Consider the following 25,846-nt stretch of genomic DNA (forward strand, 5'->3'; position numbering starts at 1 on the left):
AGGTCGCACTGGAACAATGTGTCGCATCATCGACGAGCGCCGCGCCACCAGCAACGGCCGGCTCAGGCGATCACATCGACGCCTTCCAGAAGGCGACGCGACCGGCGATCCGTGCGGCGGCGCGCCTGGGCTGCGGGTAGTACCTGGCCGCCTGTGCGTTCACCACGTCGCCGACGATCACGTCGTAGTAGCTGGCCACACCCTTTCACGGACACACGCTGTGATGTTCGCTTTCGCGAAAGTGCCCGCGCCGCAACGATGCGGCCGGGAAATGGTGGTTGCCTTCGACGAGAACGGTATCGTCGCTTTCGGCGGGCACGGTGTCGTTCCAGATGGCCTTCACCAATCGTCTGCCAATTCTTGCCCCGGAAACAGCACCTCGGTATAGCCGAACTTGCTGAAATCGGTGATACGCGACGGGTACAGCCGGCCGATCAGGTGGTCGCACTCGTGCTGCACCACGCGGGCGTGGAAGCCTTCTGCACGACGATCGATGCGTGCGCCCTGCGGGTCGATGCCTTCGTAGCGGATCAGCGTGTAGCGGTTCACCGCGCCGCGCAGGCCGGGCACGGACAGGCAGCCTTCCCAGCCCTCCTCCATGTCCTGCGAGAGCGGCGTGATCACCGGGTTGAGCAGGATCGTGCGTGGCACCTCGGGCGCATCGGGATAGCGCTCGGAATGCTCGAAGCCGAAGATCACCAGCTGCAGGTCGACACCGATCTGCGGTGCGGCCAGGCCGACCCCATCGGCGGCCTGCATGGTCTCGAACATGTCGGCGATCAGCGCATCGAGTTCCGCGCTGCCCAGCATCGCGGCGGGCACCAGCGGCGCGATGCGCAGCAGGCGTGGATCACCCATTTTCAGGATTTCACGGATCATGCAGGCCTCGTGGCGGAACGCTGTTGCCTGTCGAACTGTGGTCGATGCAGTCCCAATGCAAGCGGTGCTCCCCGGTGCCTCAACGGCAAAGCGCCGGGCAAAGCCTCGTGCGGATTGGTTGAACCCGCAAGCGGGTTCAACCGCCGAACACTTTCTTCAGCAGGTCGGTGGTGCGGGCGCCCGGGTTGTGGCGGATCGACTGCTCCTGCTCGCCGATGGTGATGAACAGGCCGTCCAGGGTCTTCGTCGTCACGTAGTCGTCCAGGTCCAGCGGGCTGGCGCCCTTGTTCGATTTGCCCGACTTGCCGCCGAGCGCGCCCAGCGCGTTGCCCAGTTCGCCGCCCATGCCGCCGGCGGTGAACGCCTTGTACTTCTGGGTGACGCCGACGCTGTCGGTGGCCTTGGCCACGATCGGATGGATGCGCGCGGTCAGCGCATCGCCGGCCACGCGGCGGAAGAAATCGGTGGCCGCGTGATCGCCGCCGGCGAGGATGCCGCGCGCGTCTTCCAGGGTCATCTTGCGGATCGCATCGCCGAAGATCTCGGCCACCTGCGGCACCGCCTTCTCCGCCGCCCGGTTCATGCTCAGCTCGAACGCGTCGACCTTGGCACCCTGCCCCAGCTGGCGCGCCAGCTTGCCCGCCTGCTCGAGCTTGCCCGGCAGCGGAATGCGCACCTTGGCGTTGTTCCAGAAGCCGCCGTCGCGGCCGAGGCTGTTGATCGCGTTGGTGGTGCCCTTGGCCAGCGCCTCCTTGAGTCCGGCGGCGATGTCGCTGGTCGGCAAATTGCTGCCGAGCTGCGAATTGGACGCATGCGTCGACTGTTTGACCTTGTTCAGCAGATCCTTGAACTGGCCCGAGCCGGCGGCCGTCAGCGGCAGCGCGGCGACCGTGAGGGCGAGGCTCAGCAAACCGTAGCGAACCGCGATGCGCATGACGAATTCCTTGTGGTCGGCAAGGCGGCCAGTGTAGCGCTGCCGCCTCTTCGCGGCGTGACGAAGCGGACTTGGTTATTCGACCAAAGGCTAATACCGGTTGGCCGGTTTTGGGATTGACCGCCGCCGCCGACGGGACGAATCTTGCGGCATCGCCCAGGAGAGCCGCCCATGCAAGCCGCCGTCATGCCCAAGCCCAGCCCGGCCAGCAAGATCCTGTGGGTCGCCATCGCCATCGTCGGCGCGTTCTGCCTGGGCGTGGTCGCCCTGCGCCGCGGCGAGCCGATCAACGCGATCTGGCTGGTCGCCGCGTCGATCGCCATCTTCGTGATCGGCTACCGCTTCTACGGCAAGTTCGTCGAACACTCGGTGCTGCAGCTGGACCCCAGCCGCGCGCCGCCCTCGGTGCTGCGCAACGATGGCCTCGACTACGTGCCCACCGACAAGTGGGTGGTGTTCGGCCACCACTTCGCCGCGATCGCCGGTGCCGGTCCGCTGGTTGGCCCGGTGCTGGCCGCGCAGATGGGCTACCTGCCCGGCACACTGTGGATCCTGTTCGGCGTGGTGTTCGCCGGCGCGGTGCAGGATTTCATGATCCTCGGCCTGTCGCTGCGCCGCGATGCCCGCTCGCTCGGGCACATGCTGCGCGAGGAACTGGGGCCATTGCCCGGCATCGTGGCGATGATCGGCGTGCTGGTGTTGATGATGATCGTGCTGGCGGTGCTGGCGCTGGTGGTGGTCAAGGCGCTCACGCACAGCCCGTGGGGCACCTTCACCGTGGCCGCCACGATCCCGATCGCGTTCCTGATGGGCGCCTACATGCGCTGGTTCCGCCCGGGCCGCATCCTCGAAGTGTCGATCATTGGCCTGCTGCTGCTGCTGGCCTCGATCTGGTTCGGCAAGTACGTGGCCGACTCGGCCACGCTGGCGCCGCTGTTCGACTTCGACGCCAAGGCGCTGGCCTGGCTGCTGATCGCCTACGGCTTCTGCGCCTCGGTGCTGCCGGTGTGGCTGCTGCTGGCGCCGCGCGATTACCTTTCCACCTTCCTCAAGATCGGCACCATCGCGCTGCTGGCGCTGGCGATCTTCTTGGCTGCGCCGACCTTGCAATTGCCGGCGGTGACCAAGTTCATCGACGGTACCGGGCCGGTGTTCGCCGGCAACCTGTTCCCGTTCCTGTTCATCACCATCGCCTGCGGCGCGGTCTCCGGCTGGCATTCGATCATCGCCTCGGGCACCACGCCCAAGCTGCTCGCCAATGAAGGCCAGGCGCGCATGGTCGGCTACGGCGGCATGCTGATGGAGGCGTTCGTGGCGATCATGGCGCTGGTCGCCGCCGCCTCGCTGCACCCGGGCGTCTACTTCGCGATGAATTCGCCGGGCGCGATCGTCGGCACCACCGTCGAGCAGGCCGCCACCACGATCAGCCAGTGGGGCTTCGTGGTAACCCCGGACGAACTGCTGCGGACCGCGAAGGACATCGGCGAGGGCAGCATCCTCGGCCGCGCCGGCGGCGCGCCGACGCTGGCGGTAGGCATGGCCCAACTGCTGCACAACATCCTGCCCGGCGGCGGCATGATGGCGTTCTGGTACCACTACGCGATCCTGTTCGAAGCGCTGTTCATCCTCACTACGGTCGACGCCGGCACCCGCGTGGGCCGCTTCATGATCCAGGAGATCGCTGGCCTGGTGTACAAGCCGCTGCAGGCCACCGAGTCGTGGACCGGCAACCTGCTGGCCACCGCGGTCTGCGTGGCGCTGTGGGGCTACTTCCTGTACCAGGGCGCGGTCGACCCGCTGGGCGGCATCAACACCCTGTGGCCGCTGTTCGGTATCGCCAACCAGATGCTGGCCGCGATCGCGCTGATGCTGGCCACCGTGGTGGTGGTGAAACTCAAGCGCGAGCGCTACGTGTGGGTGCCGGGCATCCCCGCGCTGTGGCTGATTGTGTGCACGCTCACCGCCGGCTACGAGAAGCTGGTCGGCCCGATCAGCTTCACCGCCGCCGCCAACAAGTACGCGGCCGCGATGCAGCAGGGCCAGTTGCTGGCGCCGGCCAAGACCCAGGCCGCGATGCAGCAGATCGTCACCAACAACTACGTGGACATGGTGATGACCGGCCTGTTCATGGCGCTGGTCGTGGTCATGGTGATCTTCTGCCTGCGCGCCGCGATCCGGGGCTGGCAGACCAATCACCCGACCGCGCACGAGGAACCGTACGTGGCGCTGGCCGGCGTGGCCGGCTGAGGACGACGCGATGAATGCGAGCTTCCGTTCCATACGCAAGTGGGCGGTGCAAACCGCCCGCCTGTGCTGCGGCGTGCCCGACTACGACGTCTACGTGCAGCACCTGCGCGAACATCATCCCGAGCGCAAGGTGCCAAGCTACGAGGCGTTCTTTAGAGAACGGCAGGAGGCCCGCTACAAAGGGGGTGGGGGGCGGTGTTGCTGAATGCTGCGGTGTTGCAGATTAGTTGGGAGTCGATCTACCGTCGCGACGAGGAGCAGCCCTGAGGGTGGTCGCGATGGAGTCAGCGCTTGGCTGCGGGCTTGGCTTGAAGCCGACGAGCCTCAGCTGCGCACAGGCTTGGTCCCGACCACGCACGCAACGTTCAAAACCGTCAGCGGCTACCGGCGGAAAGGCCGATCCGCAAAAACCGGAAGGCACCAACGGCCGCGCCGACGTCAAACGAGCTGACGTCGACACGACCGCCGGTATCAGAGCAATGTGGAACTCAGCCGCGGAACTCGTGGCGCCGACGATGCAAGGACTCCAAGCCGAGCAGACCAAGCAGGCCCATCATCAACATCGCCAGGGAGGACGGTTCTGGCACCGACGTGACGGGTGGCGTGATGGTGCCATTTCGGACCTGGAACAGGAACTGTCCCGGCACGCCGTCGTTGGTACCGGCGACCAGCGAGTCCGGCCCGCCGTCGAGCAAGGCGCCGTTGGTGAGCGAACCGGCAAGCTGGGCGTAGGTCCCCGCAGGATTGCCCGGCTGGCCAGCGTTATAGCCCGCTGCCGCCGAGGTACCGCCAAGCCCGTTCGAGCCGCCACTGGCGTCTCCGGTTTCCCACTGGATCTGGTCGTAGTTGAAGTAGAAGTCGAAGTCTCCAGCGGCGACATCGGACCGATCGACCATGATCAACTGGAACGTGTTCAGCTTGTCCGTGTGCGCACCGTAATATCCGACGCCCGGCCAAGTGGCGCCAAAAGCGGTACGCCCGGCATAGGTGCCGTTGCCCCAACTGGTCAGACCACTGCCGGCACCACGCGTGTCGACGTCGGCGAAGAACGGGGCAATGATCGGCTGGCCGCTATAACCGCTGCCGAGGCCGGAGGGCGTGAAGGTGCCTTGGGGGAAGTTGAACGTGATGTAGCCGTTGTTACTCACGTACAGACCCGTGTAGTTGGTGCCGAAGTAGTTGGCAGTGAACGGCAGGGTGACCAGCCCCGAAGCACCGTCGTCGTTGGCGGGAAACGTGTTTGCGTTGAACCCGGACGCCACGGTACCGGCCCTCGCGGCAGGCGCAACAACGATTGCATAGGCAATCGTGGCCAGCATCAGCCAGCTGGTTTTTGAAAGAAACTTGGTGAACATGTAGGCGTTCTCCTTGGTGGATTTCTCTATCCACCAGCCAGAACCATGCCATCGATATAACAAATTAATTCCATTGAGTTTTAACTTTCACGAGCCCCGTGCACCGCGTCAATTGTGTAAAGTTCTCCGGCGCTAAAACTAGATTCCCGTGAACTTGCCCCGTGCTCCGCGCCGCGGCCAACCCTTCGGCAAAATCCCCAGGATCGATGGTTCCCGACTCCGAGACATCGCTGGTGCCAGTCAGTCCGGCCATTGCTCTCGGCAACTCACCACCCCTGCCCGAGCGTCAAAAAAGGGAGTGGCAGAGCAACAGCGGCAACGAGGTCACCAAGACGCTGGCCACCGTGGTGGTGGTGAAACCGGAACGCGAGCGCTATATGCCGATGTCGTGAATCCCGGCGATCTGGTTGATCGTGTGCACGCTCACCGACGGATAGGCAAAGCTCTGCGGCCGGACCAGCTGCTGGCGCCGGCCAAGTCGGCGGCGGAGATGCAGCGGATCGTCACCAACAACTACGTGGACATGGTGATGACCGGCCTGTTCATGCTGCTGGTCGTGACGATGGTGCTGTTCTGCCTGCGCGCGCTGATCAATGCCTGGCAGATCAACCACCCCACCGCGCACGAAGAACCGTACGTGGCGCTGAGCAGCGTGGCGGGCTGAGGACGACGCGATGAACGCAACCCTGCAGGCCGTACGCAAGTGGGCGGCGCAAACCGCCCGCCTGTGTTGCGGGGTGCCCGACTACGACGTCTACGTGAAGCACCTGCGCGAGCATCATCCGGCGCGCAAGGTGCCCAGCTACGGCGAGTTCTTCCGCGAGCGGCAGGAAGCCCGCTACAAGGGCGGCGGCGGGCGCTGCTGCTGAATGCCCGAAGGCCATTGTCCTTCAGGACCGTGGCGAGAGCGCGGGACCACACTCCACCCAAACACTGCTCAGGGCTTGCGTGCCACGATGATCTGACTGATCGGCATGAACTCGTCCAGCTGCTGCTTGAGCCGGCGCCCCTGCGGCATGTCCAGCAGCGCCTGCCAGGCGGCGGTCCAGTGATCGAGCACCAGATGGGCGGGGTCATACAGTTCCACCTGGCAGCCCCAGAACAACGCCCACCAGATCGACCAGAAGAAGCCGTGCTGGGTCTGCTCCACCAGCACCAGGCCGGCCTCGCCGACCCATTGCGCAAACTCGTCGCGACCGACCACCCGCAGCGCGCCACCGGGTTGCTCGCGGTACGCCGGCGGCAGCACCTTTTCCTGCAGTCCTTCCTGCAGCGCGCCAGGCACGCTGAGCAGGTAGAGGGCGCCGGACGCACCGACCCGCACCAGCTCGGCCAGCATTTGGCGCGGGTCATCGACGTGCTGCAACACCTCGGTGCAGATCACCCGCGTAGCCATGCCCTCGTCCAGCGGCAAGGGGTTCGCGTCGCTGACCAGCGCCGTGTGCGTGCCGCTGCCTTCGACGCTCAGCCGCGCGCGCACCTCGCGGATCACCTGCGGCTCGCGGTCGATGGCGTAGACGCGGGCGCCGTGGCGCGCGCAGAACACGCTGTTGACGCCGGCGCCGCAGCCGACGTCCACCACCACGTCGTCGCCACCGATCGGCATGCCGCGGAACAGCTCGCCGCTGTCCTCGCGATACCAGCCGCCGAGCTTCGCGTCGTGCAGGCCGACGGTCGACGGGCCATGCGGCTCGGCGTCGCCCGAAGCCGCGGCGACGCTGGTGGAGTGCTCGACACGATCGGACATGGCGGGTCTCCGAAACAGGGAAGTGGTCACGTGGGGCGGCAGGCTCGCCACCGGATCCTGCCTCGGGAATCCGGCACGCCCAGCCGAGGCCTCTAGTGTGGCAGCTCGAGGCGGCATGGCGCGTGGAAGAAGCGGGTTCGCGCCGGCTGCAGGCCAGGACGCTGCACGGCCATGCCATTCCACCCGGGCCAGTCGGTGCCGGATCGGCGACAATACGGGCTGTTCCTTCGGCCGCCACCCGATGTCCATTCCCGAATCCACCGACGCTCCCGCGGCGATCACGGCTGGCCCGCCGCATGCCGGCCTGCGCGTCATCGCGGTCTACGAGATCGTCAAGACCGTCTGTCTGGTGCTGGTGGCGATGGCGGCATTCCACCTCGACCGCCAGCAGAACTTCGAGCATCTGGTGCACTGGCTGGAACACCTCTCGCTGGCCGACAGCAACAGCCTGCGCTGGAAGCTGGTCGGCCTGCTGCAGGATTTCGGGCCGAGCCGGTTCGTGGCGGTCGGCATAGTAGCGTTGGGCTACGCCGTGCTGTTCGGCATCGAGGGCACCGGCCTGTGGCTGGGCAAGTACTGGGCCGAGTGGTTCACCGTGATCGCCACCGGCTCGCTGATCCCGCTGGAACTGTACGAGACGCTGCACCACTTCGGCTGGCTGAAGCTGGTTGCGCTGGCCGGCAACGTGGCGATCGTGGTGTACCTAGTGCGCGTCGCGCTGCAGACGCGGGCGACGCGACAGGCGCTGAGGCATCACACCTCGTGATGCGCCGCCTCGGCGGGTAGCGCGCCGCGCCGCGGCATCAATTCCACCAGGTACATCGCCGCCAGGATCAGCCCGCCGCCGAGCAGCATGCGCCAGCTCAGCACGTCGCTGCCCAGCAGTACCGCGAACGCGGCGGCGAACACCGGCTCGGTGGTCATCACGATCGCCGCACGGGTGGCCGGCAGGTGCGACTGCGCCCAGGTCTGCATCAGCATCGCGCCGGCGCCGGCAATCAGCGCCATGTACAGCACCGCGAACCAGGCGCTGCGGTCCGGCGGCAGCACCGGCGCGTGCGGCACGATGGCGAGCAGGCAGACCGCAGCGATCGCCACCATCTGCACCGCCGACAGGCCGAACGCCTCGCCCTGCCGCGACCACTGCCCGAGCAACACGATGTGCAGCGCGTACAGCGCGGCCGAGGCGAGCGTGAGCCACACGCCGAAGTCGACCGAGACGCCGTTGAGCGAGAGCAGCGCCAACCCGACGGTGGACAGCCCCACCGCCAGCCACACCATGCCGGCCATGCGCTGGCCGAGCAGCAGCAGCGCCAGGATCGGCGTGAACACCACGTACATGCCGGTGGCGAAACCGCTGACGCTGGGCGCGATCAGCGACAACCCCCAGGTCTGCAGCAACTGGCCGATACCGTAGATCGTACCCAGCACCAGGCCGTGCAGCACTTGCCGCCGGCCAAGCCGCCACACCGGTCGCGCGAACAGCGCCAGCATCGCCGCCGCGGCGATCACGAAGCGCACGGCCAGGAAGTCAGCCACCGGCATGCGCCCCACCACGCCCTTGATCAGCACGAAGGTGGAGCCCCATACCGCGGTCATCGCCAGCAGGCCTAGGGTGGCGACGATGGAGGTGGTGCGTGCGTTCATGGGGCGGGAAGTGGGCGGAGAGGAATGCGGAGCGAGAGGCAGGCTGCGACGCTACGAGGCGGTTTTGCCTGCTCGATTTTCCTGCTTCCCTTCACTCGCTCCCCGCTTTCCGCCGCAGCAACTGGCCGGGGATCCGCAACAAGAAATGCCCCCAGATGCCCAGCCACACCACGCCGGCGGTCAGCGGATTGCTTGCGGCCGGGTCGTGCTTGCGGAACCAGCGCCACATGCCGCGGTGCTTGTGGCGGCTGACGAACACCGGCCGGTGCCGGCTGGAGCTGCCCTTTCCGTGCAGGACGCGCACATCGCCGGCCAGCAGCACCTGGTAGCCGAGATTGCGCACGCGGCGGCACAGGTCCAGATCCTCGCAATGCAGGAAATAATCCTCGTCGAAACCGCCGAGGCGCTGGAACATCGCGCGCGGCATCAGCATCACCGCACCCGATATCGCCTCGGCCTCGATCACCTCGGCCGGAATCTCCCGCTCGATGTTGACCTTTTCGCCGGCACGGCCGAGCAGGCTGTTGAGCGCACGCTGCAGCAGGGGATCGCGACGCCACGACGCCGGATCGGGCCGGCCGTCGGCATCGCACACCACCGCGCCGATCAGGCCCGCCCTGGGCTGCCCGGAAAGCAGGTCCAGCAAGCGCTGCAGGTCGTCCTGCGGCAGCAGGCAGTCGGGGTTGAGGATCAGCAGCGCCTGGCCGTGCGCCTGTTTCGCGGCGAGGTTCGCCGCCGGGCCGAAGCCCAGGTTGCGGTAGTTGTAGATCACCTGGAAGCGGGTGTCGTGCGCATGCGCGCGCTCGATCGCCTCGGGCACGCCGTCGTGCGAATCGTTGTCGACCAGAATCAGCTCCAGCGGCAGCGTGCTGGCCAGCACGCTGCGCACGCATTCGCGCAGGCTCGGGCCGCTGTCGGCGGATACCACGATCACGCTGAGCGCCAGCGCGAACGGTGATCGATGGGAAGCGGGCATGCTCACGGGGCAAGTATGCGCGGAGACGCGCGAAGGGAGAACCGTCCGCGACAGCGCCGCACGGGATTCGTGGCCCGCAGCTTCACGCTTCCTCCACATCGTCGTCGCCGAGCACCGCCGACAGCGCCAGCGGCATGTCGTCGTCGCGGCGGACCAGCCACGGCTGCCCGCGATACCAGCCACCCAGGCGCCAGCCGCGCAGGCGGTGCTGCCGCCCGCGCAGCCGATCCCACAGCAGCACACCGCGGCCGTTGCGCAGGTGCGCGGCAAACCAGCGGCCACCGGGACTGAAGGCCGCCGGCGCGCCGGCGCCGTCGATGCACCCGCCGCTCTCGAACAGGTAGGCGCCATCGCGGTAAGCCACGCGACCGCCCAGCGGATCGAGCAGGCCATCCGCGGCGACCTGCCAGGCCGGCGGTTGCAGCTCGATGATCTCCGCCGCCGGGCCGATCGGTGCCATCGCCAGTTCGGGCCACTCGGCGGAAGGCGCCGCCGCCGGCACGCGGTGCTGCCCGCGGTCGAGCCACGCGTCCAGGCCGGCCAGCAGCGTGTAGCCGGCCAGCGCACCCAGCAAGGCCGCGCCCCAGGCGAACGCGTCGCCGCCCAGCGCCCGTTGCAGCGCGAACAGCACGCCGGGCAGGCCCCAACGCAAGGCGCACCGGATCAACGCGATATGCTCGTCGGCCAACCGGTGCTGCAGCAGGGTCACCACGGCCGTCAGCGCCAGCAGCAGCGGCAGGCCGAGCCACCATGGCAGCAACGCCAGCAGGGCCAGCCAGGCCGAACGCGCCAGCACGCCACGCCACGCCGGCCAGCGGCGCCGGGCCATCGCTCAGCGCCTTGCGCAGCGGTGGGCGCTCAGCCGCACCACACGCGGGCGTTGCGGAACATGCGCATCCATGGTGAATCCTCGCCCCACTGTTCCGGATGCCAGCTCAGCTGCACGCTGCGGAACACGCGCTCGGGGTGCGGCATCATGATCGTCACGCGGCCGTCGGCGGCGGTGAAGCCGGCCAGGCCGCCGGGCGAGCCGTTGGTGTTGAGCGGGAAGTTCTCGGTCGGCTTGCCGCGGTTGTCGACGAAGCGCACCGCGCCATTCGACTTCGACGGGCTGCACGCGTGCGGGAAACTGACCCGGCCCTCGCCGTGCGCCACCGCCACCGGAATCCGCGAGCCGGCCATGCCCTTGAAGAACAGGCTCGGCGTGTCGAGGATCTCCAGCGTGGCCAGGCGCGCCTCGTACTGTTCGGACGCGTTGCGCAGGAACTTCGGCCAGTGCTGCGCGCCGGGGATGATCTCCTTCAGCTGCGCCAGCATCTGGCAGCCGTTGCATACGCCGAGCGCAAATTTCGTCGGGTCGGCGAAGAACGCGCTGAACTCGGCGCGCAGGTAGTCGTTGTACAGGATCGAGGTGGCCCAGCCGCGGCCGGCGCCGAGCACGTCGCCGTAGGAGAAACCGCCGCAGGCGGCGAAGCCGCGGAAATCGGCCAGCTTCACGCGGCCGCTGGCCAGATCGGACAGGTGCACGTCCACCGCCTCGAAGCCGGCGCGGCTGAACGCGGCCGCCATCTCGACCTGGCCGTTGACGCCCTGCTCGCGCAGGATCGCGACGCGCGGGCGCGGGCCCGTGCCGATGAACGGCGCGGCGACGTCCTGCACCGGGTCGAAGCTGAGCTTCGGCGTGATGCCCGGATCGGCGTCGTCGAGCCGCCACTGCGACTCCGCGTCGGCGCTGAGCGGGTTGTCGCGCAGGCGCTGCATCGCGTGGCTGGTCTCGTTCCACGCCTTGAACAGCGTGCTCCAGTGCCACTTGAACAGGGTCTCGCCGCCGAGGAACAGCTTGATCCCCAGCTTCTCCTTCGGCCGGCCGATGCGGTGGCTGATGCCGGCCAGCTCATGCCTGATCAGCAGCGCTTCGAACGCCTCGCGATTCGCCTCGGCCACCTGCACCACCGCGCCGAGTTCCTCGTTGAACAGCGCGCGCAAGGTGGCCTCGGCCCAGCCGTCCAGATGGATCTCCAGGCCGCAGTGGCCGGCGAACGCCATCTCCAGCAAGGTGGTGATGACGCCACCGTCGGAGCGGTCGTGGTAGGCCAGCAGCAGGCCGCTCGCGTTCGCCTCCTGGATCAGCTCGAACAGCGCCTTCAGCCGTTTCGCGTCGTCCAGGTTCGGCGGCACGCCGCCGCCGCGGTTGAACACCTGGGTCAGCGCCGAGCCGCCGAGGCGGTCGCGCCCTGCTCCCAGGTCGATCAGCCACAACGCGGTGGCGCCGCGATCGAGCCTGAGCTGCGGGGTGAGCGTGCGGCGCGCGTCAGTGACCCGGGCGAAACCGGTGACCACCAGCGACACCGGCGACACCGTGCGCTGCGCGGTGCCGCCGTCCTGCCACACCGTCTGCATCGACAGCGAGTCCTTGCCGACCGGGATCGAGATCGCCAACTCCGGGCACAATTCCATGCCGATCGCCTTGACCGCATCGAACAGCGCGGCGTCCTCGCCCGGGTGGTTGACCGCGGCCATCCAGTTCGCCGACAGGCGGATCTCGCCGAGACTGGCGATCGGTGCGGCGGCCAGGTTGGTGATCGCCTCGCCCACCGTCAGTCGCGCCGCGTCGGCGCTGGAGAGCAGCGCCACCGGCGCGCGCTCGGCCATCGCCATCGCCTCGCCGGCATAACCGTCGAAATCGGCAAGGGTCACCGCGCAATCGGCCACCGGCACCTGCCACGGGCCGACCATCGGGTCGCGCGCGTTCAGGCCGCCGACGGTGCGGTCGCCGATGGTGATCAGGAAACTCTTGCTGCCCACGGTAGGCAGCCGCAGCACGCGCAGCAGCGCCTCGTCCATGCCGATGCCGGTGAGGTCCGGCACCAGGTCGACGCGCGGCTTGAGCCGCGTGGCATCGCGGTGCATCCGCGGCGGCTTGCCGAACAGCACGTCCATCGGCAGGTCGATCACGGTCAGTCCGCGGCGCGGGTCGGTCAGTACCAGCTGGCGCTCGGCCGTGGCGTCGCCGACTACCGCATACGGGCAGCGCTCGCGCACGCACATCGCCTCGAACTCGGCCAGGTTTTCCGGGCCAATCGCCAGCACGTAGCGTTCCTGCGATTCGTTGCTCCACACCTGCATCGGCGACAGCGACGGGTCATCGCAAGGGATCTTCGACAGGTCGATCACGCCGCCGACGCCGGCGTCGTTGAGCAGTTCGGGGATGGCGTTGGACAGGCCGCCGGCGCCGACATCGTGCACGCTGACGATCGGGTTGTGCTCGCCGCGCGCCCAGCAGGCGTCGATCACTTCCTGGCAGCGCCGCTCCATCTCGGCGTTGTCGCGCTGCACCGAGGCGAAGTCCAGCTCCGCGCTCGACGCGCCGCCGGCCACCGACGAGGCGGCGCCGCCGCCCAGCCCGATCAGCATCGCCGGGCCGCCCAGCACGATCACCTTGTGGCCCGGCTGCACCGCATGCTTCAGCACGTGGCCGGGGCGCAGGTTGGCCAGCCCGCCGGCCAGCATGATCGGCTTGTCGTAGCCCCGGCGCAGGCCGGGTTCGGCGGTCTCGTGCTCGTAGCTGCGGAAATAGCCGCCCAGGCAGGCGCGGCCGAATTCGTTGTTGAACGCGGCGGCGCCGAGCGGGCCGTCGCGCATGATCTCGAACGCGCTGGCCATCCGCGGCGGCAGCGGGCGATCCACTTCCCATGGCCGTGGCAGGCCGGGAATGCGCAGGTCCGACACCGAGAAACCGGTGAGCCCGGCCTTCGGCTTGCCGCCGCGGCCGGTCGCGCCCTCGTCGCGGATCTCGCCGCCGGCGCCGGTGGCCGCACCGGGCCACGGCGCGATCGCGGTGGGGTGGTTGTGCGTCTCCACCTTGATCGCGTAGTCGATGCGCTCCTCGTGGGCGCGCCACACGCCATCGGCCGGGTCGGCGAAGAAGCGCCGGCCGGCGCTGCCCTCGATCACCGCCGCGTTGTCCGAATAAGCGGACAGCGTATGCGCGGGCGAACGCTGGTGGGTGTGCTTGATCATGCCGAACAGGCTCTTGTCCTGCTCGGTGCCGTCGACCGTCCAACTGGCGTTGAACACCTTGTGCCGGCAATGCTCGGAGTTCGCCTGGGCGAACATGAACAGCTCGGCGTCGGTGGGATCGCGGCCGAGTTCGGCGTAACGCTCGACCAGGTACTCGATCTCGTCGTCGGCCAGCGCCAGGCCCAGCCGCCGGTTCGCTGCGGCCAGCGCGGCCTGCGGCTCGGCGCCCAGCGCCACGTGCACCAGGTCGCCGGGCGTGCCGCCAAGGAACAAGCCTTGCGCGTCCTCGATCCGCTGCAGCACCGACTGCGTCATCGCGTCATGCAGCACCGCCATGATCGCCGCATGGTCCGGCGCCTCCGCCGCCGGCAACCCGGCCACCTGCCAGGCCAGGCCGCGTTCCACGCGGCGCACGTCGAAACCGGCGCCATGCAGGATGTCGGTGGCCTTGCTCGACCACGGCGAGATCGTGCCCAGCCGCGGCACCACCCACAGCGTGGCGGGCTCGGGCTGCGCGTCCTTCGCCTCCAGCACGGCCAGCAGCCGCTGGCGCAACTCGCCCTCCGGCGCCGTGGCGGCGTCGACGAAATAGACGAACCACGACGCCTGCACGCGCACGCCGCGATGCAGGGCATCCAGGCGGGCATTGAGGCGTTCGAGGCGGAACGGCGAGAGGGCGCTCTGCCCGTCGAGTGCGATCATGCGGGGAACGGCGCTATGCGAGGGAAACGCCTATTCTAACCCATGCTGCAATACGGCATTAAGCCAGCTGCCCCGGCCTTGCGCGGCAGGGCACGGCGGCCTCAGCCGCCCTGCTTCAGCGCCTGCAGCAGCTGTTCCGGAGTCACATAGCCGCCCAGCACGCGGCCGTCCGGGCCGTAGATCGCCGGGGTGCCGTTGACGCCCAGCTTCACGCCCAGGTTGAACTGGTCCTTGACCGGGTTGGTGCAGGTCGCCGGCGCCGGCGCACGGCCTTCCTTCGCGGCGGTGAACGCCGCCTTGCGGTCCTTTGCGCACCACACCGAGACCATCTCGGTGTAGGTCGGCGTGGGCCGCCCGGCGGTGGTCACCACGCCTTCGCGCGGCCACGCCAGGTACTCCACCGCGATGCCTTCCTTGTTGAACGCGGCCACGTGCTCGTGCAGCGCGCGGCAGAAGCCGCAGTTGACGTCGGTGAACACGCTGATCGTGTACTTCGGATTCGGCGGCGCGAACACGATGCGCTCGGACGCCGGCACCTTGGCCAGCTCGGCCTTGCGGAAGCGCGCCCAGGCGTCGTCGCCGAGGTTGCGCTTGCTCTGCAGGTCGAGCACGTCGCCGTGCATCGCATACTTGCCGTCGGTGCTGACGTAGAGCATCTGGCCGGCGGCGATCACCTGGTAGAAGCCCGGCATCGGCGCCGGCTCGATCGAGTCGACCTCGACGTTCGCCGCCAGGCTCTTGATCGCCTGCCGCACCATCTGCTGCGCCGCCGGCGTCACCGCCGGGCCGGCGACCGGCGCCGCATCGTTTTCGGCGGCACACGCACTCAGGGAAAGCCCGCCGATGCACAGCGCCAGCAACAGTTTCTTCAACATCACCAACCTCGTTCGATCCGTGGCCGGCGCGTTCACCGGCGGCAGAGGCGCATTCTCGCACAGGCAGCTGAACGCCATTCGGTGCACGACGCCGCAGAAACCGGCGACCGGCGCCCCGGGTCGATGCTAGATTTCCGCAGCACCGCTGCCCGAAACGGACCGGCAGAACAGCCCGGCCGCGCGCGGCCTTTCCCGACAACCTGAATCGCCCGGCAGAATCCTCGTGATCATTTGCGCCCCCAACGTGCTGACCGCCGAAGAGCTCGGCACGATACGCAGCGAACTCCAGGGCGCCACGTTCGTCGACGGCGCCAGCACGGCCGGCTGGTCGGCACGCGAGGTCAAGAAAAACCTGCAGGTCGACATCGACACCGAAAGCCAGGCCCGGCTGCGGGAGATCGTGCGCAGTGCCTTCCTGCGCAACGCCATGCTGCAGGCGTCGATGCTGCCGTCCGCGATGACGCAGGTCCTGTTCAACCGCTACGACGTCGGCATGCAATACGGCCGGCACGTCGATGCCCCGGTGATGGGCGGCCTGGGCGGCGCGGTGCGCACCGACGTGGCGATCACGGTTTTCCTGTCCGACCCCACGAGCTACACCGGCGGCGACCTGGTGGTGGATACCAACGGCGTGGAATACGGCTTCAAGCTGGATGCCGGCTCCGCCATCGCCTACCCGGCCAACTCCCTGCACCACGTCACCCCGGTCACCCAGGGCACGCGCCATGCCGCCATCATCTGGGTGCAGAGCCAGGTACGCGACGCCGCCAGGCGCGAACTGCTGTGGGACCTGGACAACGCCAAGCGGCAGGTCTTCGGGCGCGAAGGCAAGAGCGCCACCTTCGACGCCATCAGCAAGTCGCACGCGAACCTGCTGCGGATGTGGGCGGAGGTGTAAGACGCTGATGGCGCCGCCACACTCCCCGGCCCAATCAGTATCAAGGGGCATGGCGTGATTCGCTGAATTCCATCACCCCCGCGGATGGTGCTGCGCATGCAGCCGCTTCAGGCCTTCCTTCGCCACCAGGGTGTAGATCTGCGTGGTGCTGAGCGAGCTGTGGCCGAGCAGCATCTGCAGCGCGCGCAGGTCGGCGCCGTGGTTCAGCAGGTGGGTGGCGAAGGAGTGGCGCAGCACGTGCGGCGAGATGCGTTTCGGGTTGATGCCGACCTTCAGCGCGTAGCGCTTCACCAGGGTCCAGAACATCTGCCGGGTCATGCCTTCGCCGCGCTGGCTGAGGAACAGCGCCGGCGGCTGGCGGCCTTTCGCCAGCGCCGGCCGCGCCTCGATCAGATAGGTGCCGATGCGCGCCAGCGCTTCCTCGCCGACCGGCACCAGCCGGTCCTTGCCGCCCTTGCCGGTGACCCGCAGCACGCCCTGGCGCGGGTTCAGCGCGGCCAGCGGCAGCTCCACCAGCTCGGACACGCGCAGGCCGGAGGCGTACATCAGCTCCAGCATCGCGCGATCGCGCAGGCCCAGCGTGGTGCCGGTGTCGGGCGCGCCGAGCAGGCCCTCGATCTCGCGTTCGGCCAGTGCCTTGGGCAGGCTGCGCGGCAGCTTCGGACGCTCGATCAACAGGGTGGGATCGGCGAAGCCCGGCTCGCTGCGGGCGAGGAACGCGTAGTAGCGGCGGAATGCCGACTGCCGCCGCGCGATCGAGCGCACCGCTGCCGGCTGCGCGCCGTGGTAGGCGGAAATGTCCTCGCGCCGCGCGCTGCGCAGGTCGCGCCCGCGTGCGGCGAGCCAGCCGGCCAGTGCGGCCAGGTCACGCCGGTAGGCCTCCAGCGTGCGGTCGGCCAGGCCGTCCTCCGACCACACCCGCTCCACGAACGCGGCGATGCTGCGCTGGTCGGCTTCGGCGATACTGGCGCGGCTCTCTTCCTTCTTCATGCGCCCGCATGCTGGCCATTGCGCGCGCTCTACGCAAGCGACCGACCCACGATGCCGCCTGACCTCATCACTACCGACACTCCCTGTCCGCTGTGGCGCCGCCTGCTGGCGCTGGTCTACGACCTGCTGATCGTGCTGGCGATCGTGATGGTGGTGGGCCTGCTGTGCCAGCTGGCCACCGGCGGCCAGCTGATCCGCACCGGCGCGACGGCGGTGGTGCCGGTGTGGTACCAGGCCCTGCAGGGCGCGGTGGTGGCGGCGTACTTCATCGGCTCGTGGCGGCGCGGCGGGCAGACGTTGGGCATGCGGCCCTGGCGCATCCGGCTCACCCGCGGGGACGGCGGCACGCCGACGCTGCAGCAGGCGCTGATCCGCGTGCTGGTGGCGGCCGCGCCGCTGGCCCTGCTGCTGCTCGAACCGGTGATCGGACTGCGCGCGACGCTGTGGACATGGCTGCTGGTGTGGGCCAGCTGGTTCGCCGTGGCCGCGTTCGACCCGCGCCGGCGCGCGTTGCACGACATTGCCGCCGGCACCGAGATCCGCCTGCTGGGCTGAGCTTCAGGCTTCGCTCAGCACCTGCGCGATTCAATCCGCCGATGCCCATGCCGCGTCCCGCCGAAAGCCGCAGCAACGCCGACCTGATCCGCGCCAACCGCGGCTTCTACGAATCGCTGTGGGCCGGAGCGCAGCTGATCGCACCGGAACGCTTCAACACCTGGCCGCTGCTGCACGAACTGGCCGACGCCGCGCCGCGCCGGCTTGAAGTGGCGCCGGGCCTGCGCCCGCGGCTGCCGCTGCGCGGTACCTGTTTCGTCGACCTCAGCCGTGCCGCGCTGCGGCGCCTGCAGGCTAGCGGTGCCAACGCGGTACACGGCATGATCGGCGCCCTGCCGTGCGCCGACGCCAGCTTCGACCTGGTCTGCGCGCTCGACATCCTCGAACACGTCGCCGACGACGACGGCGCGCTGGCCGAACTGGCCCGCGTGGCCGCGCCGGGCGCCAGCGTGCTGCTGTCGGTGCCGCTGCACCCGGCGGCCTGGACCGCGTTCGACGACTTTGTCGGCCACTGCCGCCGCTACGAACCGCAGCGGATCGTGGCGCTGCTTGCGCGGCACGGCTTCAGCATCGAACACAGTGCGGTGTACGGCATGCAGCCGACGTCCCCGCGCCTGCTCAGCCTTGGCCAGTGGTATCTCACCCACCGGCGCGAGCGCGCAATGTGGTGGTACAACCGGGTGTTCATGCCGCTTGGCCTGCGCTTCCAGAAGCCGCTGCAATGGCGCGCCCGACTCGGCGACACCGCCGGGGTCGACGAACTGCTGCTGCGCTGCCGTTACCAGCCGGTTTCGGCGCCAAGTCACTGATCGGACTGGCAAGCTGCGACTGCGGCATTGCAACACGGGCGGGACAAACGGCGTTAAGATGGCATCTTTCGCTCGCGGCCACCCCTCCGATGCTCTATCAGATCCACGAATGGCAACGCGCGTTCCTCGGCCCGCTGAGCCATTTCGCGCAAGCCGGCGCGCGCATGCTCAACGACACCAGCAACCCGTTCGCACAGATGCCCGGCGCGCAGCGGATGGCCGCCGGCTACGAGTTGGTCCATCGCCTCGGCAAGGATTACGAGAAACCCGCTTTCGGCATCCACACCGCCACCGCGCACGAGCACGAGATCGCGGTGATCGAGCGGGTCGCGCTGGACATGCCGTTCTGCCAGCTGAAGCGCTTCAAGCGCTTCAGCGACGACCCGTCCACCATCGAGAAGATGAAGAACGATCCGGTGGTGCTGGTGGTGGCGCCGCTGTCCGGCCACCACGCCACGCTGCTGCGCGACACCGTGCGCACGCTGCTGCGCGACCACAAGGTCTACGTCACCGACTGGGTCGACGCGCGCATGGTGCCGGCCGCGGCCGGCACGTTCGGACTGGACGACTACATTGCCTATGTCGAGGCGTTCATCCGCCACATCGGCGCGTCCACGCTGCACGTGATCTCGGTCTGCCAGCCGACCGTGCCGGTGCTGGCGGCGGTGTCGCTGATGGCCGCACGCGGCGAGGCCACCCCGCGCAGCATGACCATGATGGGCGGCCCGATCGACCCGCGCTGCAGCCCCACCAGCGTCAACAACCTGGCCACCCACCAGCCGCTGTCCTGGTTCAAGGGCAACGTGATCCACACCGTGCCGCCGAATTACCCCGGCCACGGCCGCGAGGTCTATCCGGGCTTCCTGCAGCACGCCGGGTTCATCGCGATGAACCCTGGGCGCCACCTCAATTCGCACTGGGATTTCTACCAGGACCTGTTGCGCGGCGACCTCGACGACGCCGAATCGCACCGCAAGTTCTACGACGAGTACAACGCCGTGCTGGACATGCCGGCCAAGTTCTACCTCGACACGATCGACAAGGTGTTCCAGCAATTCCTGCTGCCGCGCGGCCTGTGGGACGTGGCCGGCGAGCGGGTGAACCCCGCCGCGATCACGCGCAGCGCCCTGCTCACCATCGAGGGCGAACTGGACGACATCTCCGGCCTCGGCCAGACCGAAGCGGCGCACGACCTGTGCAGCAACATCCCCGCGAAACGCCGCGCACACAAGGTGATCGAAGGCGCCGGCCACTACGGCATCTTCAGCGGCCGCCGCTGGCGCGAAACGGTCTACCCGCAGGTACGCGACTTCATCCGCAAGTTCGACCAAGCCGCCAGCTAGGCGCCCGCAGGTTGCCCGCAAGCTTTGCGCCCGCGGGGGCTCGCCCGCGCCCGGTGGGTCAGCGCAGCCTTCAATCCGAAATCGCCAGCACGCACTCGTCCGCGCCATAGCTGCGGCAGCAGACAGAGAAGATCGACAAGCTGCCCGGCGCGATCGCCGGCCCGAGCAGCCCCTCCAGAAAGCCGCTGAAGAAGGCGCAGCCGGAGTGGCCTTCCGTGCATAGCGGGCTGGCGTGGATGTGCAACTGGTCGCCCTGCTGATCGACCTCGACCAGCGCACGCAGCGCGGGGGTGCCGATGTGCTCGATGGCCGCGCGCAAGTCCCGCCCGACGTCCAGCGCGTACTCGCGCTCGAACAGCCACGCGCCCGTGCGCTGCCCCGCCAGCATGAGCGAGGATTCGCGCGCGCCGTCGGCAACCGCCTGCGCCAAAGCCAGCAAGCACGGCACGATCCGCGGATATTCCGACGGCAGCTCATGCAGCGCCCGCGCGACCGCCGCCTCGTCAGCCGGCAGCGGCACCAGTTCGACGAAGGGCGTCGCGGCCACGCGCGGCGGGACCGACGTCGGCAACATGGGCAGGATGAACTCGAACGCCGACTCGTCCGCCACGATCGATGCCGGAGTGGGTGCCGGTGCGGGTACGAGCGGCGGAGCCGGTGCAGGCCTCGTTTGCGGCCGGGTGGCCGCCTCGGTCATCGCAACCGGCGCCGCGGCCATACCCGCCATGCCGGCACGATGGGCCATGGCGGCAGCGGGAGCGGGAGCCGGTGCGGGCGCGGGAGCAGGCACCGCGGGCGCGGCGACCGGCGCGCCTTTCGACGCGGGAGCCGTCGCCGGGGGGCGGGCAACGGGCGGAACCGTGCGTGCCGGTTCCATCGGTTCGCGCGATGCCGCGAAATGTGCCCGCGTTTCGCCTTCGACGAAGGGAAACGTCTTCACGCTGATGAAGCGCTCGCAGGCGTCCAGCGCTGCCTCGAGCGCCCGCTGCTTGCGCGACGGCCCCTGCACCACCATGGTCAGCAGGATGCCGTGGTGATCCTGCACGAGGCGTTGCCGTTGCAGGCTGAAGCCGCCGGCCAGGACCAGCCGGCCAACCTCTACCAGCAGGCCCTCGCGGCGTGCCGCGAGGCCCTGGATTTCCAGCTCGATCATCATGCCCCCTGCATGCGATGCCGGTGATGTGTGTCGTGCCGCATGCTACGTCAGCCGCTGCGGCAAAACCCGGACGCACGGCCGGAAATTGCGCTTGCACGGGACGGCGCCTTGTGGTGCATGCGGACGGCCAACGAAAAGCCCCGCCGCAGCGGGGCTTTTCATCCGGGCGACGCGGCTGCTTCAGCGCAGGATCGCGGCCGGATCCTGCTTCGCCTTCAGCGCGCCGCACAGCTGGATCGACTCGCCGGTCTGCGCCAGGCCGCGGCCGATGCCGGCGGCGTCCTTTTCGCGGGTCTTGAAGAACGCCTGCAGGCGTTCGTACTCGGCGCTGGAGCAGCCACCGCCGGCCGCCAGCGACGGCAGGCGGCCGCCGGAGAAGCTGCCGGTGCGATCGAGGATCTGCTGGTAGTGTCCAGTGAACCACGTCCACATCGCATCGCGCTGGGCCAGCGTGTCGCGACCGCCGCGCAGCAGCATGCCCATCTCGCCGACCTTCACTGGCTTGGTCAATGCGAAGTTGCGCACCTGCTCGGCCAGCGCAGGATCTTCCACGCTGGCCAGGCCACCGAGGATGCCGTTGCGCAGGGCCGCGTCGCTGGTCTTCGGCAGTTCGGCGATCAGCGCATCGACCACGCTCTTGCCGTGTTCCTGCACCGCCACGCCCAGCGCATCGCCGAGCAGGTCGGGATCGGCGGCAGCCAGGTTCAGACGGCCATCGGCGCCCGGCTTGAGCGCGGCCTCACCTTGCTTGAGCAGGGCCGCACGCACCTGCGGCAGCTTGAAGTCGAACGCCAGCGAGCCGGCCAGGCTGCTGCGCATCAGCGCATCGTCTTCCGGCTCGTTCGCCTTGCGCTGGTAGCCGAGCTGCTCCAGCCGCGGCAGGTAGGCCGCCTTTGCCCACTCGGCCAGACGGGCGCGCTGCGCATCGTTGGCGGCGATGCGATGGTAGAGCTGCGCCGCCTGGTCCAGCGGCACGGTGGCCACTTCGCGGATTTTCGAACCGGCCAACGGCTGCAATGCAGCCAGCATGTCGCCGGCATCGATGTCGCCATGACGGAAGCTGGCGCCGATCGCGTCGGCGTAGGCGAGTTGCTCGGCATCGCTGAGCTTGCCGATCTGCTTGACCAGCCCGCCCAGTTCCGACTTGTCGAGGCTGAAGCGGTAATAGCCGCTGGCGTTCGCGTTCGGCATGATCCAGGTCGGCTTGCTGGCGCCGGCCAGCACCATCGAGCCGGTCGCCTTGTCGAGCATCTCGCAAGCCACCTTGCTGGATGGTGCTCCATCTTTGCCGCTGGCGGCAGTGCCGTAGCGGACGCATACCGGCACGCCCCAGATGCGCTGCGGATCGCCGCTGCTGCCGAGCGGCAGGTAGCGGCTCTGGCTCAGCTGCAGCACGGTCTGGCCGTTTTTCTGTTCCAGCTTCGTCGCCACGTACGGCACGCCGGACTGGTCGAGGAAGCTCTTGAACGCATGCTTGAACGCATCGCCCTTGTCCGCCGCGGTGGCGATCGCCGAGACCAGGTCGTCGGCGGTGGCGTTGCCGTACTTCTGGCTCTGGATGTACGCGCGCATGCCCTTCTGGTAGGTCGGCTCGCCCACGTAGTTCTCGAACATGCCGATGACGCTGGCACCCTTCTGGTAGGTGATGCCGTCGAACGCGGTCATGATGTCGCCGTTGCCGGTGATCGGCTGGCGGATGCTGCGCGCGCTGACCAGGCTGTCGTTGTTCATCGCGCCCTGGCCGCCGCGCACGCGGTCGAGGTCGGCGCGGTATTCCGGGTGCACCTGCATGGTCACCTTCTGCTGCATCCAGGTGGCGAACGCCTCGTTGAGCCAGATGTCGTTCCACCATTCGGTGGTGACCGTGTCGCCGGTCCACTGGTGCGCCAGCTCGTGCGCGTTGACGTTGAACGAGCCGCGCACGTTGCGCGCCGGCGAATCCTTGTCGAGCAGCAGCAGCCAGTCGCGGAACGTGACCAGGCCGGGGTTCTCCATCGCGCCAGCCTCGAAGTCCGGCGCCGCCAGCAGGTCGAGCTTGTCGAACGGATAGCCGAAGCCGTAGTAGTTCTCCAGCGCATGAATGATGCTCGGCGTCTCGCCCAGCACGTGTTCCATGCGGTGGCCCTCGCCCTTGGCTGCGATGCCGCGCAGTTGCAGCGGCTTGACGCGATACGCGGTCGGCGAGATGTCCGGGCCGGCGACGATGTCCCACGGACCGACCGCGAACGCGACCAGGTAGGTCGGCAGCGGCAGCGTCTGCGCGAAGGTCACCGTCTTCCAGCCCCTGCCGGCCGGCGCCTCCTTCACCTGCTGCGTGTTCGCCACCACGTTCTCGTGCTCGGGCACGGTGATGGCGATGTCGAACGGCGTCTTGAAGCCCGGCTCGTCGAAGCCGGGGAAGGCGAAGCGCGCGCTGATCGGCTCCATCTGCGTCATCGCGTACGGCTGGCCCTTGGCGGTGACCTTGTACAGGCCCTGCAACTGCTGGTTGAGCGGCGCGCTGTACTCGACCTTCACGGTCAGCTGCTGCGGCTTCAGCGTGCGGCCGAAATCCACCCGCGCCACGCCGGCCTTCGGGTCCACCGCCACGTACTTGCCGGCGTGCGCCTTGCCGGCGGCGTCGGTGACGATCACCTTCGACACCTTCAGCCCGGCGCCGTCCAGCCACAGGTGGTCGGAGGCCTGGGTCAGCTTGACCTTGATCGTGGTGGTGCCGGAGAAATCCTGCTGCGCCGGATCGACCTTGAACGCGAGCTGGTACGACTGCGGCACCGCCCAGCCCGGCAGCCGGCCCTGCGGCGCCTGGTCGGCGGTGGCGGCGAACGCGCCGCCGCAGCAGGTGGCCAGCGCGGTAAGCAGGAGAGGACGGGCGAGTCGTCGCATGAGGATTTCTCTGGCGTGGGGAAAACCTCAAGCTAGAGCCGGCATGACCTCCGACCCAGTGCCAGAAGGCATGCCCGCCGCGCGGCCGGCGCCGTCTGCGACAGCACCCAAAGAAAAACCGGCGATGAAGCAAACTTCATCGCCGGCCGGAAAGCCCGCGCGCCGCGGGGGAAGAGGGAGGGAACTCCGACGCGCGGGGGATCGCCGGTGCAGCGTAAGGCGCCCGCTTGCATTGCTCCAATTGATTGTTACCATCCCTGTCATAGCGTATGGCTATTGCCAAGCCGGGACGATCCATGAACCTGCGCGATCTCCAGTACCTGGTGGCCCTGGCCGAACACCGGCACTTCGGCCGCGCCGCGGATGCCTGCTTCGTCAGCCAGCCCACCCTGTCCACCCAGATCAGGAAGCTGGAGGAAGAACTGGGCGTGCCGCTGGTCGAACGCACCCCGCGCAAGGTGCTGCTGACCGAGGTCGGCCGCGACATCGCCATCCGCGCACGCGACGTACTCAACGGGGTCGAGCAGATCCGCAGCGTGGCCCGCCGCACGCTGGACCCGGAATCGGGCACGGTGCGGCTGGGCATCTTCCCCACCTTGGGCCCGTACCTGCTGCCGCATGCCCTGCCGCTGGTGCGCCAAGCCTTCCCCCGGCTGGAACTGCTGCTGGTCGAGGAAAAGACCGAGGCGGTGCTGCGCCTGCTGCGCGAGGGCAAGCTGGACGCCGGCATCCTCGCCCTGCCGCTGCACGAGGACAGCCTGCACAGCGAGTTCCTGTTCGAGGAACCGTTCCTGCTGGCGGTATCGGGCGAACATCCGCTGGCGCACAGGCAGGGCCAGCTGAAACTGGCCGACCTGTCCAACCAGAACCTGCTGCTGCTGGAAGACGGCCATTGCCTGCGCGACCAGGCGCTGGAGGTATGCCATCTTGCCGGCGCCGTCGAGCGCAGCGGCTTCCGCGCCACCAGCCTGGAGACGCTGCGGCAGATGGTGGCGGCGAACGTCGGCATCACCCTGCTGCCGGTCACCGCGGTGAAGCCGCCGGTGGCACCGCTGGACAACCTGCACCTGATCGAGTTCAAGGGCCATCCGCCAAGCCGGCGTGTCGCCATGGTCTGGCGCAAGAGCTCGGCGATGGCCGACTTCCTGAAGCGGCTGGCTGCGGTATTCCGGCAGTTGCCGGCCGACCTGCTGAACCCGCACACGGCCGCCACGCCCGCGCCGCCGGCGAAGCCCGTGCGCGCCGCGCGCAAGGCCGCGCCCCGATAGCTGCGGGCTATCCGCCCGATCCAGACAATCAATTTCACCGGCAACCCACCGCGCGCTAGGCTCGGCCGGTCACGACCATGAAGGCCGCACGCGCAACCCCTCCCAGCCCAACGCCACGAGGTGATGTCATGAGCAACCTGAAAGGCTCCAAGACCGAGCAGAACCTGAAAGACGCCTTCGCCGGCGAGTCGATGGCGAACCGCCGCTACCTGTACTTCGCCGCCAAGGCCGACGTCGAGGGCTACAACGACATTTCCGCGGTGTTCCGCTCCACCGCCGAAGGCGAGACCGGCCATGCCCACGGCCACCTGGAATACCTCGAGGCGGTGGGCGACCCTGCCACCGGCCTGCCGTTCGGCGGCACCCAGCTGAACCTGAAGAGCGCCATCGCCGGCGAGACCCACGAATACACCGACATGTACCCGGGCATGGCCAAGGCCGCGCGTGAGGAAGGCTTCGAGGAGATCGCCGACTGGTTCGAGACCCTGGCCAAGGCCGAACGCTCGCACGCGAACCGCTTTACCAAGGCGCTGGGCGACATGGCCTGAACGCGGCCGCCTGC

The 25,846-nt window shown here is 68.6% G+C and carries 24 protein-coding genes and 1 pseudogene; 12 read left to right on the forward strand and 13 right to left on the reverse strand.

The genetic code is table 11. The features are described from left to right. Nucleotides 1–70: 70 nt before the first annotated feature. The 3 genes and pseudogenes from RHOOR92_RS18910 to RHOOR92_RS0117230 form a co-directional block, all read right to left on the reverse strand. A pseudogene (locus RHOOR92_RS18910) lies at nucleotides 71–448 on the reverse strand (DUF427 domain-containing protein). Next, nucleotides 340–879 carry a peptide deformylase gene (gene def, locus RHOOR92_RS0117225; protein WP_007507222.1) on the reverse strand — a complete coding sequence of 180 codons (540 nt, stop codon included), beginning with the start codon at nucleotides 877–879 and terminating at the stop codon, nucleotides 340–342. The pseudogene RHOOR92_RS18910 and the gene def overlap by 109 nt, the downstream one beginning before the upstream one ends. A 136-nt stretch (nucleotides 880–1,015) precedes the next feature. Beyond that, nucleotides 1,016–1,813 (reverse strand): DUF4197 domain-containing protein, encoded by a 798-nt coding sequence (locus RHOOR92_RS0117230; RefSeq protein ID WP_007507224.1) that lies wholly within the window; start codon nucleotides 1,811–1,813, stop codon nucleotides 1,016–1,018. Between the two features lie 171 nt (nucleotides 1,814–1,984). On the opposite strand from RHOOR92_RS0117230, the gene RHOOR92_RS0117235 reads away from it, so the two are divergent. Together RHOOR92_RS0117235 and RHOOR92_RS19415 are read left to right on the forward strand one after the other, a co-directional pair. After that, entirely contained in the window at nucleotides 1,985–4,060 is a 2,076-nt protein-coding gene (locus RHOOR92_RS0117235) for a carbon starvation CstA family protein (RefSeq protein ID WP_007507226.1), read from the forward strand. Between the two features lie 10 nt (nucleotides 4,061–4,070). After that, the gene (locus RHOOR92_RS19415; RefSeq protein WP_081660258.1) at nucleotides 4,071–4,265 is read left to right on the forward strand and encodes a YbdD/YjiX family protein; all 195 of its coding nucleotides are present in this window, start codon (nucleotides 4,071–4,073) and stop codon (nucleotides 4,263–4,265) included. Between the two features lie 283 nt (nucleotides 4,266–4,548). Here RHOOR92_RS19415 and RHOOR92_RS0117240 read toward each other — a convergent pair whose 3' ends face one another. Then, nucleotides 4,549–5,415, reverse strand: a complete 867-nt coding sequence (locus RHOOR92_RS0117240; protein WP_027490815.1) for a nidogen-like domain-containing protein — start codon at nucleotides 5,413–5,415, stop codon at nucleotides 4,549–4,551. 161 nt (nucleotides 5,416–5,576) lie between these two features. Between RHOOR92_RS0117240 and RHOOR92_RS0117245 the strand changes: the two genes are divergently transcribed. From RHOOR92_RS0117245 to RHOOR92_RS0117255, 3 genes are all read left to right on the forward strand, one after another. Continuing rightward, on the forward strand, nucleotides 5,577–5,807 hold the full coding sequence (locus RHOOR92_RS0117245; RefSeq protein WP_155950266.1) for a hypothetical protein: 231 nt from the start codon (nucleotides 5,577–5,579) through the stop codon (nucleotides 5,805–5,807). 98 nt (nucleotides 5,808–5,905) lie between these two features. Further along, entirely contained in the window at nucleotides 5,906–6,079 is a 174-nt protein-coding gene (locus tag RHOOR92_RS0117250) for a hypothetical protein (RefSeq protein ID WP_007507232.1), read from the forward strand. Nucleotides 6,080–6,089: 10 nt separating this feature from the next. Beyond that, complete coding sequence (locus RHOOR92_RS0117255; RefSeq protein WP_007507233.1) at nucleotides 6,090–6,284, forward strand: YbdD/YjiX family protein; 195 nt, start codon at nucleotides 6,090–6,092, stop codon at nucleotides 6,282–6,284. A 68-nt stretch (nucleotides 6,285–6,352) separates the two neighbouring features. On the opposite strand, the gene RHOOR92_RS0117260 is transcribed toward RHOOR92_RS0117255, so the two are convergent. Continuing rightward, nucleotides 6,353–7,162: a class I SAM-dependent methyltransferase gene (locus RHOOR92_RS0117260; protein WP_027490817.1), complete on the reverse strand. Its 810-nt coding sequence runs from the start codon at nucleotides 7,160–7,162 to the stop codon at nucleotides 6,353–6,355. Nucleotides 7,163–7,403: 241 nt separating this feature from the next. Between RHOOR92_RS0117260 and RHOOR92_RS0117265 the strand changes: the two genes are divergently transcribed. Then, entirely contained in the window at nucleotides 7,404–7,928 is a 525-nt protein-coding gene (locus RHOOR92_RS0117265) for a DUF2127 domain-containing protein (protein WP_007507237.1), read from the forward strand. Here RHOOR92_RS0117265 and RHOOR92_RS0117270 read toward each other — a convergent pair. From RHOOR92_RS0117270 to RHOOR92_RS0117290, 5 genes are all read right to left on the reverse strand, one after another. After that, nucleotides 7,916–8,809: a DMT family transporter gene (locus RHOOR92_RS0117270; RefSeq protein WP_027490818.1), complete on the reverse strand. Its 894-nt coding sequence runs from the start codon at nucleotides 8,807–8,809 to the stop codon at nucleotides 7,916–7,918. The two genes, RHOOR92_RS0117265 and RHOOR92_RS0117270, sit on opposite strands and share 13 nt — an antisense overlap. 91 nt (nucleotides 8,810–8,900) lie before the next feature. Then, a complete protein-coding gene (locus tag RHOOR92_RS0117275; RefSeq protein ID WP_007507241.1) occupies nucleotides 8,901–9,785 on the reverse strand; it encodes a glycosyltransferase family 2 protein in 885 nt (294 codons plus the stop codon). A gap of 82 nt (nucleotides 9,786–9,867) precedes the next feature. After that, nucleotides 9,868–10,614, reverse strand: a complete 747-nt coding sequence (locus RHOOR92_RS0117280; protein ID WP_015446926.1) for a hypothetical protein — start codon at nucleotides 10,612–10,614, stop codon at nucleotides 9,868–9,870. A 29-nt stretch (nucleotides 10,615–10,643) separates the two neighbouring features. Continuing rightward, nucleotides 10,644–14,507 (reverse strand): phosphoribosylformylglycinamidine synthase, encoded by a 3,864-nt coding sequence (gene purL / locus RHOOR92_RS0117285; protein ID WP_027490819.1) that lies wholly within the window; start codon nucleotides 14,505–14,507, stop codon nucleotides 10,644–10,646. Between the two features lie 101 nt (nucleotides 14,508–14,608). Continuing rightward, nucleotides 14,609–15,382, reverse strand: a complete 774-nt coding sequence (locus RHOOR92_RS0117290; protein WP_007507248.1) for a DsbC family protein — start codon at nucleotides 15,380–15,382, stop codon at nucleotides 14,609–14,611. A gap of 223 nt (nucleotides 15,383–15,605) precedes the next feature. On the opposite strand from RHOOR92_RS0117290, the gene RHOOR92_RS0117295 reads away from it, so the two are divergent. Next, nucleotides 15,606–16,280, forward strand: a complete 675-nt coding sequence (locus tag RHOOR92_RS0117295; protein WP_007507250.1) for a Fe2+-dependent dioxygenase — start codon at nucleotides 15,606–15,608, stop codon at nucleotides 16,278–16,280. A gap of 72 nt (nucleotides 16,281–16,352) precedes the next feature. Here RHOOR92_RS0117295 and xerD read toward each other — a convergent pair whose 3' ends face one another. After that, on the reverse strand, nucleotides 16,353–17,270 hold the full coding sequence (gene xerD, locus RHOOR92_RS0117300) for a site-specific tyrosine recombinase XerD (protein ID WP_015446924.1): 918 nt from the start codon (nucleotides 17,268–17,270) through the stop codon (nucleotides 16,353–16,355). 51 nt (nucleotides 17,271–17,321) lie between these two features. Between xerD and RHOOR92_RS0117305 the strand changes: the two genes are divergently transcribed. The 3 genes from RHOOR92_RS0117305 to phaZ all read left to right on the forward strand — a co-directional run bounded on the left by RHOOR92_RS0117305 (nucleotide 17,322) and on the right by phaZ (nucleotide 19,977). Then, the gene (locus RHOOR92_RS0117305) at nucleotides 17,322–17,825 is read left to right on the forward strand and encodes an RDD family protein (protein WP_015446923.1); all 504 of its coding nucleotides are present in this window, start codon (nucleotides 17,322–17,324) and stop codon (nucleotides 17,823–17,825) included. Between the two features lie 47 nt (nucleotides 17,826–17,872). After that, nucleotides 17,873–18,634, forward strand: coding sequence for a methyltransferase domain-containing protein (locus RHOOR92_RS0117310; protein WP_015446922.1), 762 nt, complete (start codon nucleotides 17,873–17,875; stop codon nucleotides 18,632–18,634). 89 nt (nucleotides 18,635–18,723) lie between these two features. Beyond that, entirely contained in the window at nucleotides 18,724–19,977 is a 1,254-nt protein-coding gene (gene phaZ / locus RHOOR92_RS0117315) for a polyhydroxyalkanoate depolymerase (RefSeq protein WP_015446921.1), read from the forward strand. 70 nt (nucleotides 19,978–20,047) lie between these two features. Here the strand turns inward: phaZ and RHOOR92_RS0117320 are convergent, their stop codons facing one another. Beyond that, a complete protein-coding gene (locus tag RHOOR92_RS0117320; RefSeq protein WP_027485409.1) occupies nucleotides 20,048–21,133 on the reverse strand; it encodes a hypothetical protein in 1,086 nt (361 codons plus the stop codon). Nucleotides 21,134–21,313: 180 nt separating this feature from the next. Beyond that, the gene (locus RHOOR92_RS0117325; RefSeq protein WP_027490820.1) at nucleotides 21,314–24,016 is read right to left on the reverse strand and encodes a M1 family metallopeptidase; all 2,703 of its coding nucleotides are present in this window, start codon (nucleotides 24,014–24,016) and stop codon (nucleotides 21,314–21,316) included. A 296-nt stretch (nucleotides 24,017–24,312) separates the two neighbouring features. Here RHOOR92_RS0117325 and RHOOR92_RS0117330 point away from each other — a divergent pair, with 296 nt between their 5' ends. Both RHOOR92_RS0117330 and RHOOR92_RS0117335 read left to right on the forward strand, forming a co-directional pair. Continuing rightward, nucleotides 24,313–25,284, forward strand: coding sequence for a LysR substrate-binding domain-containing protein (locus RHOOR92_RS0117330; protein ID WP_027490821.1), 972 nt, complete (start codon nucleotides 24,313–24,315; stop codon nucleotides 25,282–25,284). 128 nt (nucleotides 25,285–25,412) lie between these two features. Further along, nucleotides 25,413–25,832 carry a rubrerythrin family protein gene (locus tag RHOOR92_RS0117335; RefSeq protein ID WP_007507266.1) on the forward strand — a complete coding sequence of 140 codons (420 nt, stop codon included), beginning with the start codon at nucleotides 25,413–25,415 and terminating at the stop codon, nucleotides 25,830–25,832. The last annotated feature ends 14 nt before the right edge of the window (nucleotides 25,833–25,846 follow it).

Origin of the sequence: Rhodanobacter sp. OR92 (genome assembly GCF_000427545.1) — a bacterium.
GTDB classification, from domain to species: domain Bacteria; phylum Pseudomonadota; class Gammaproteobacteria; order Xanthomonadales; family Rhodanobacteraceae; genus Rhodanobacter; species Rhodanobacter denitrificans.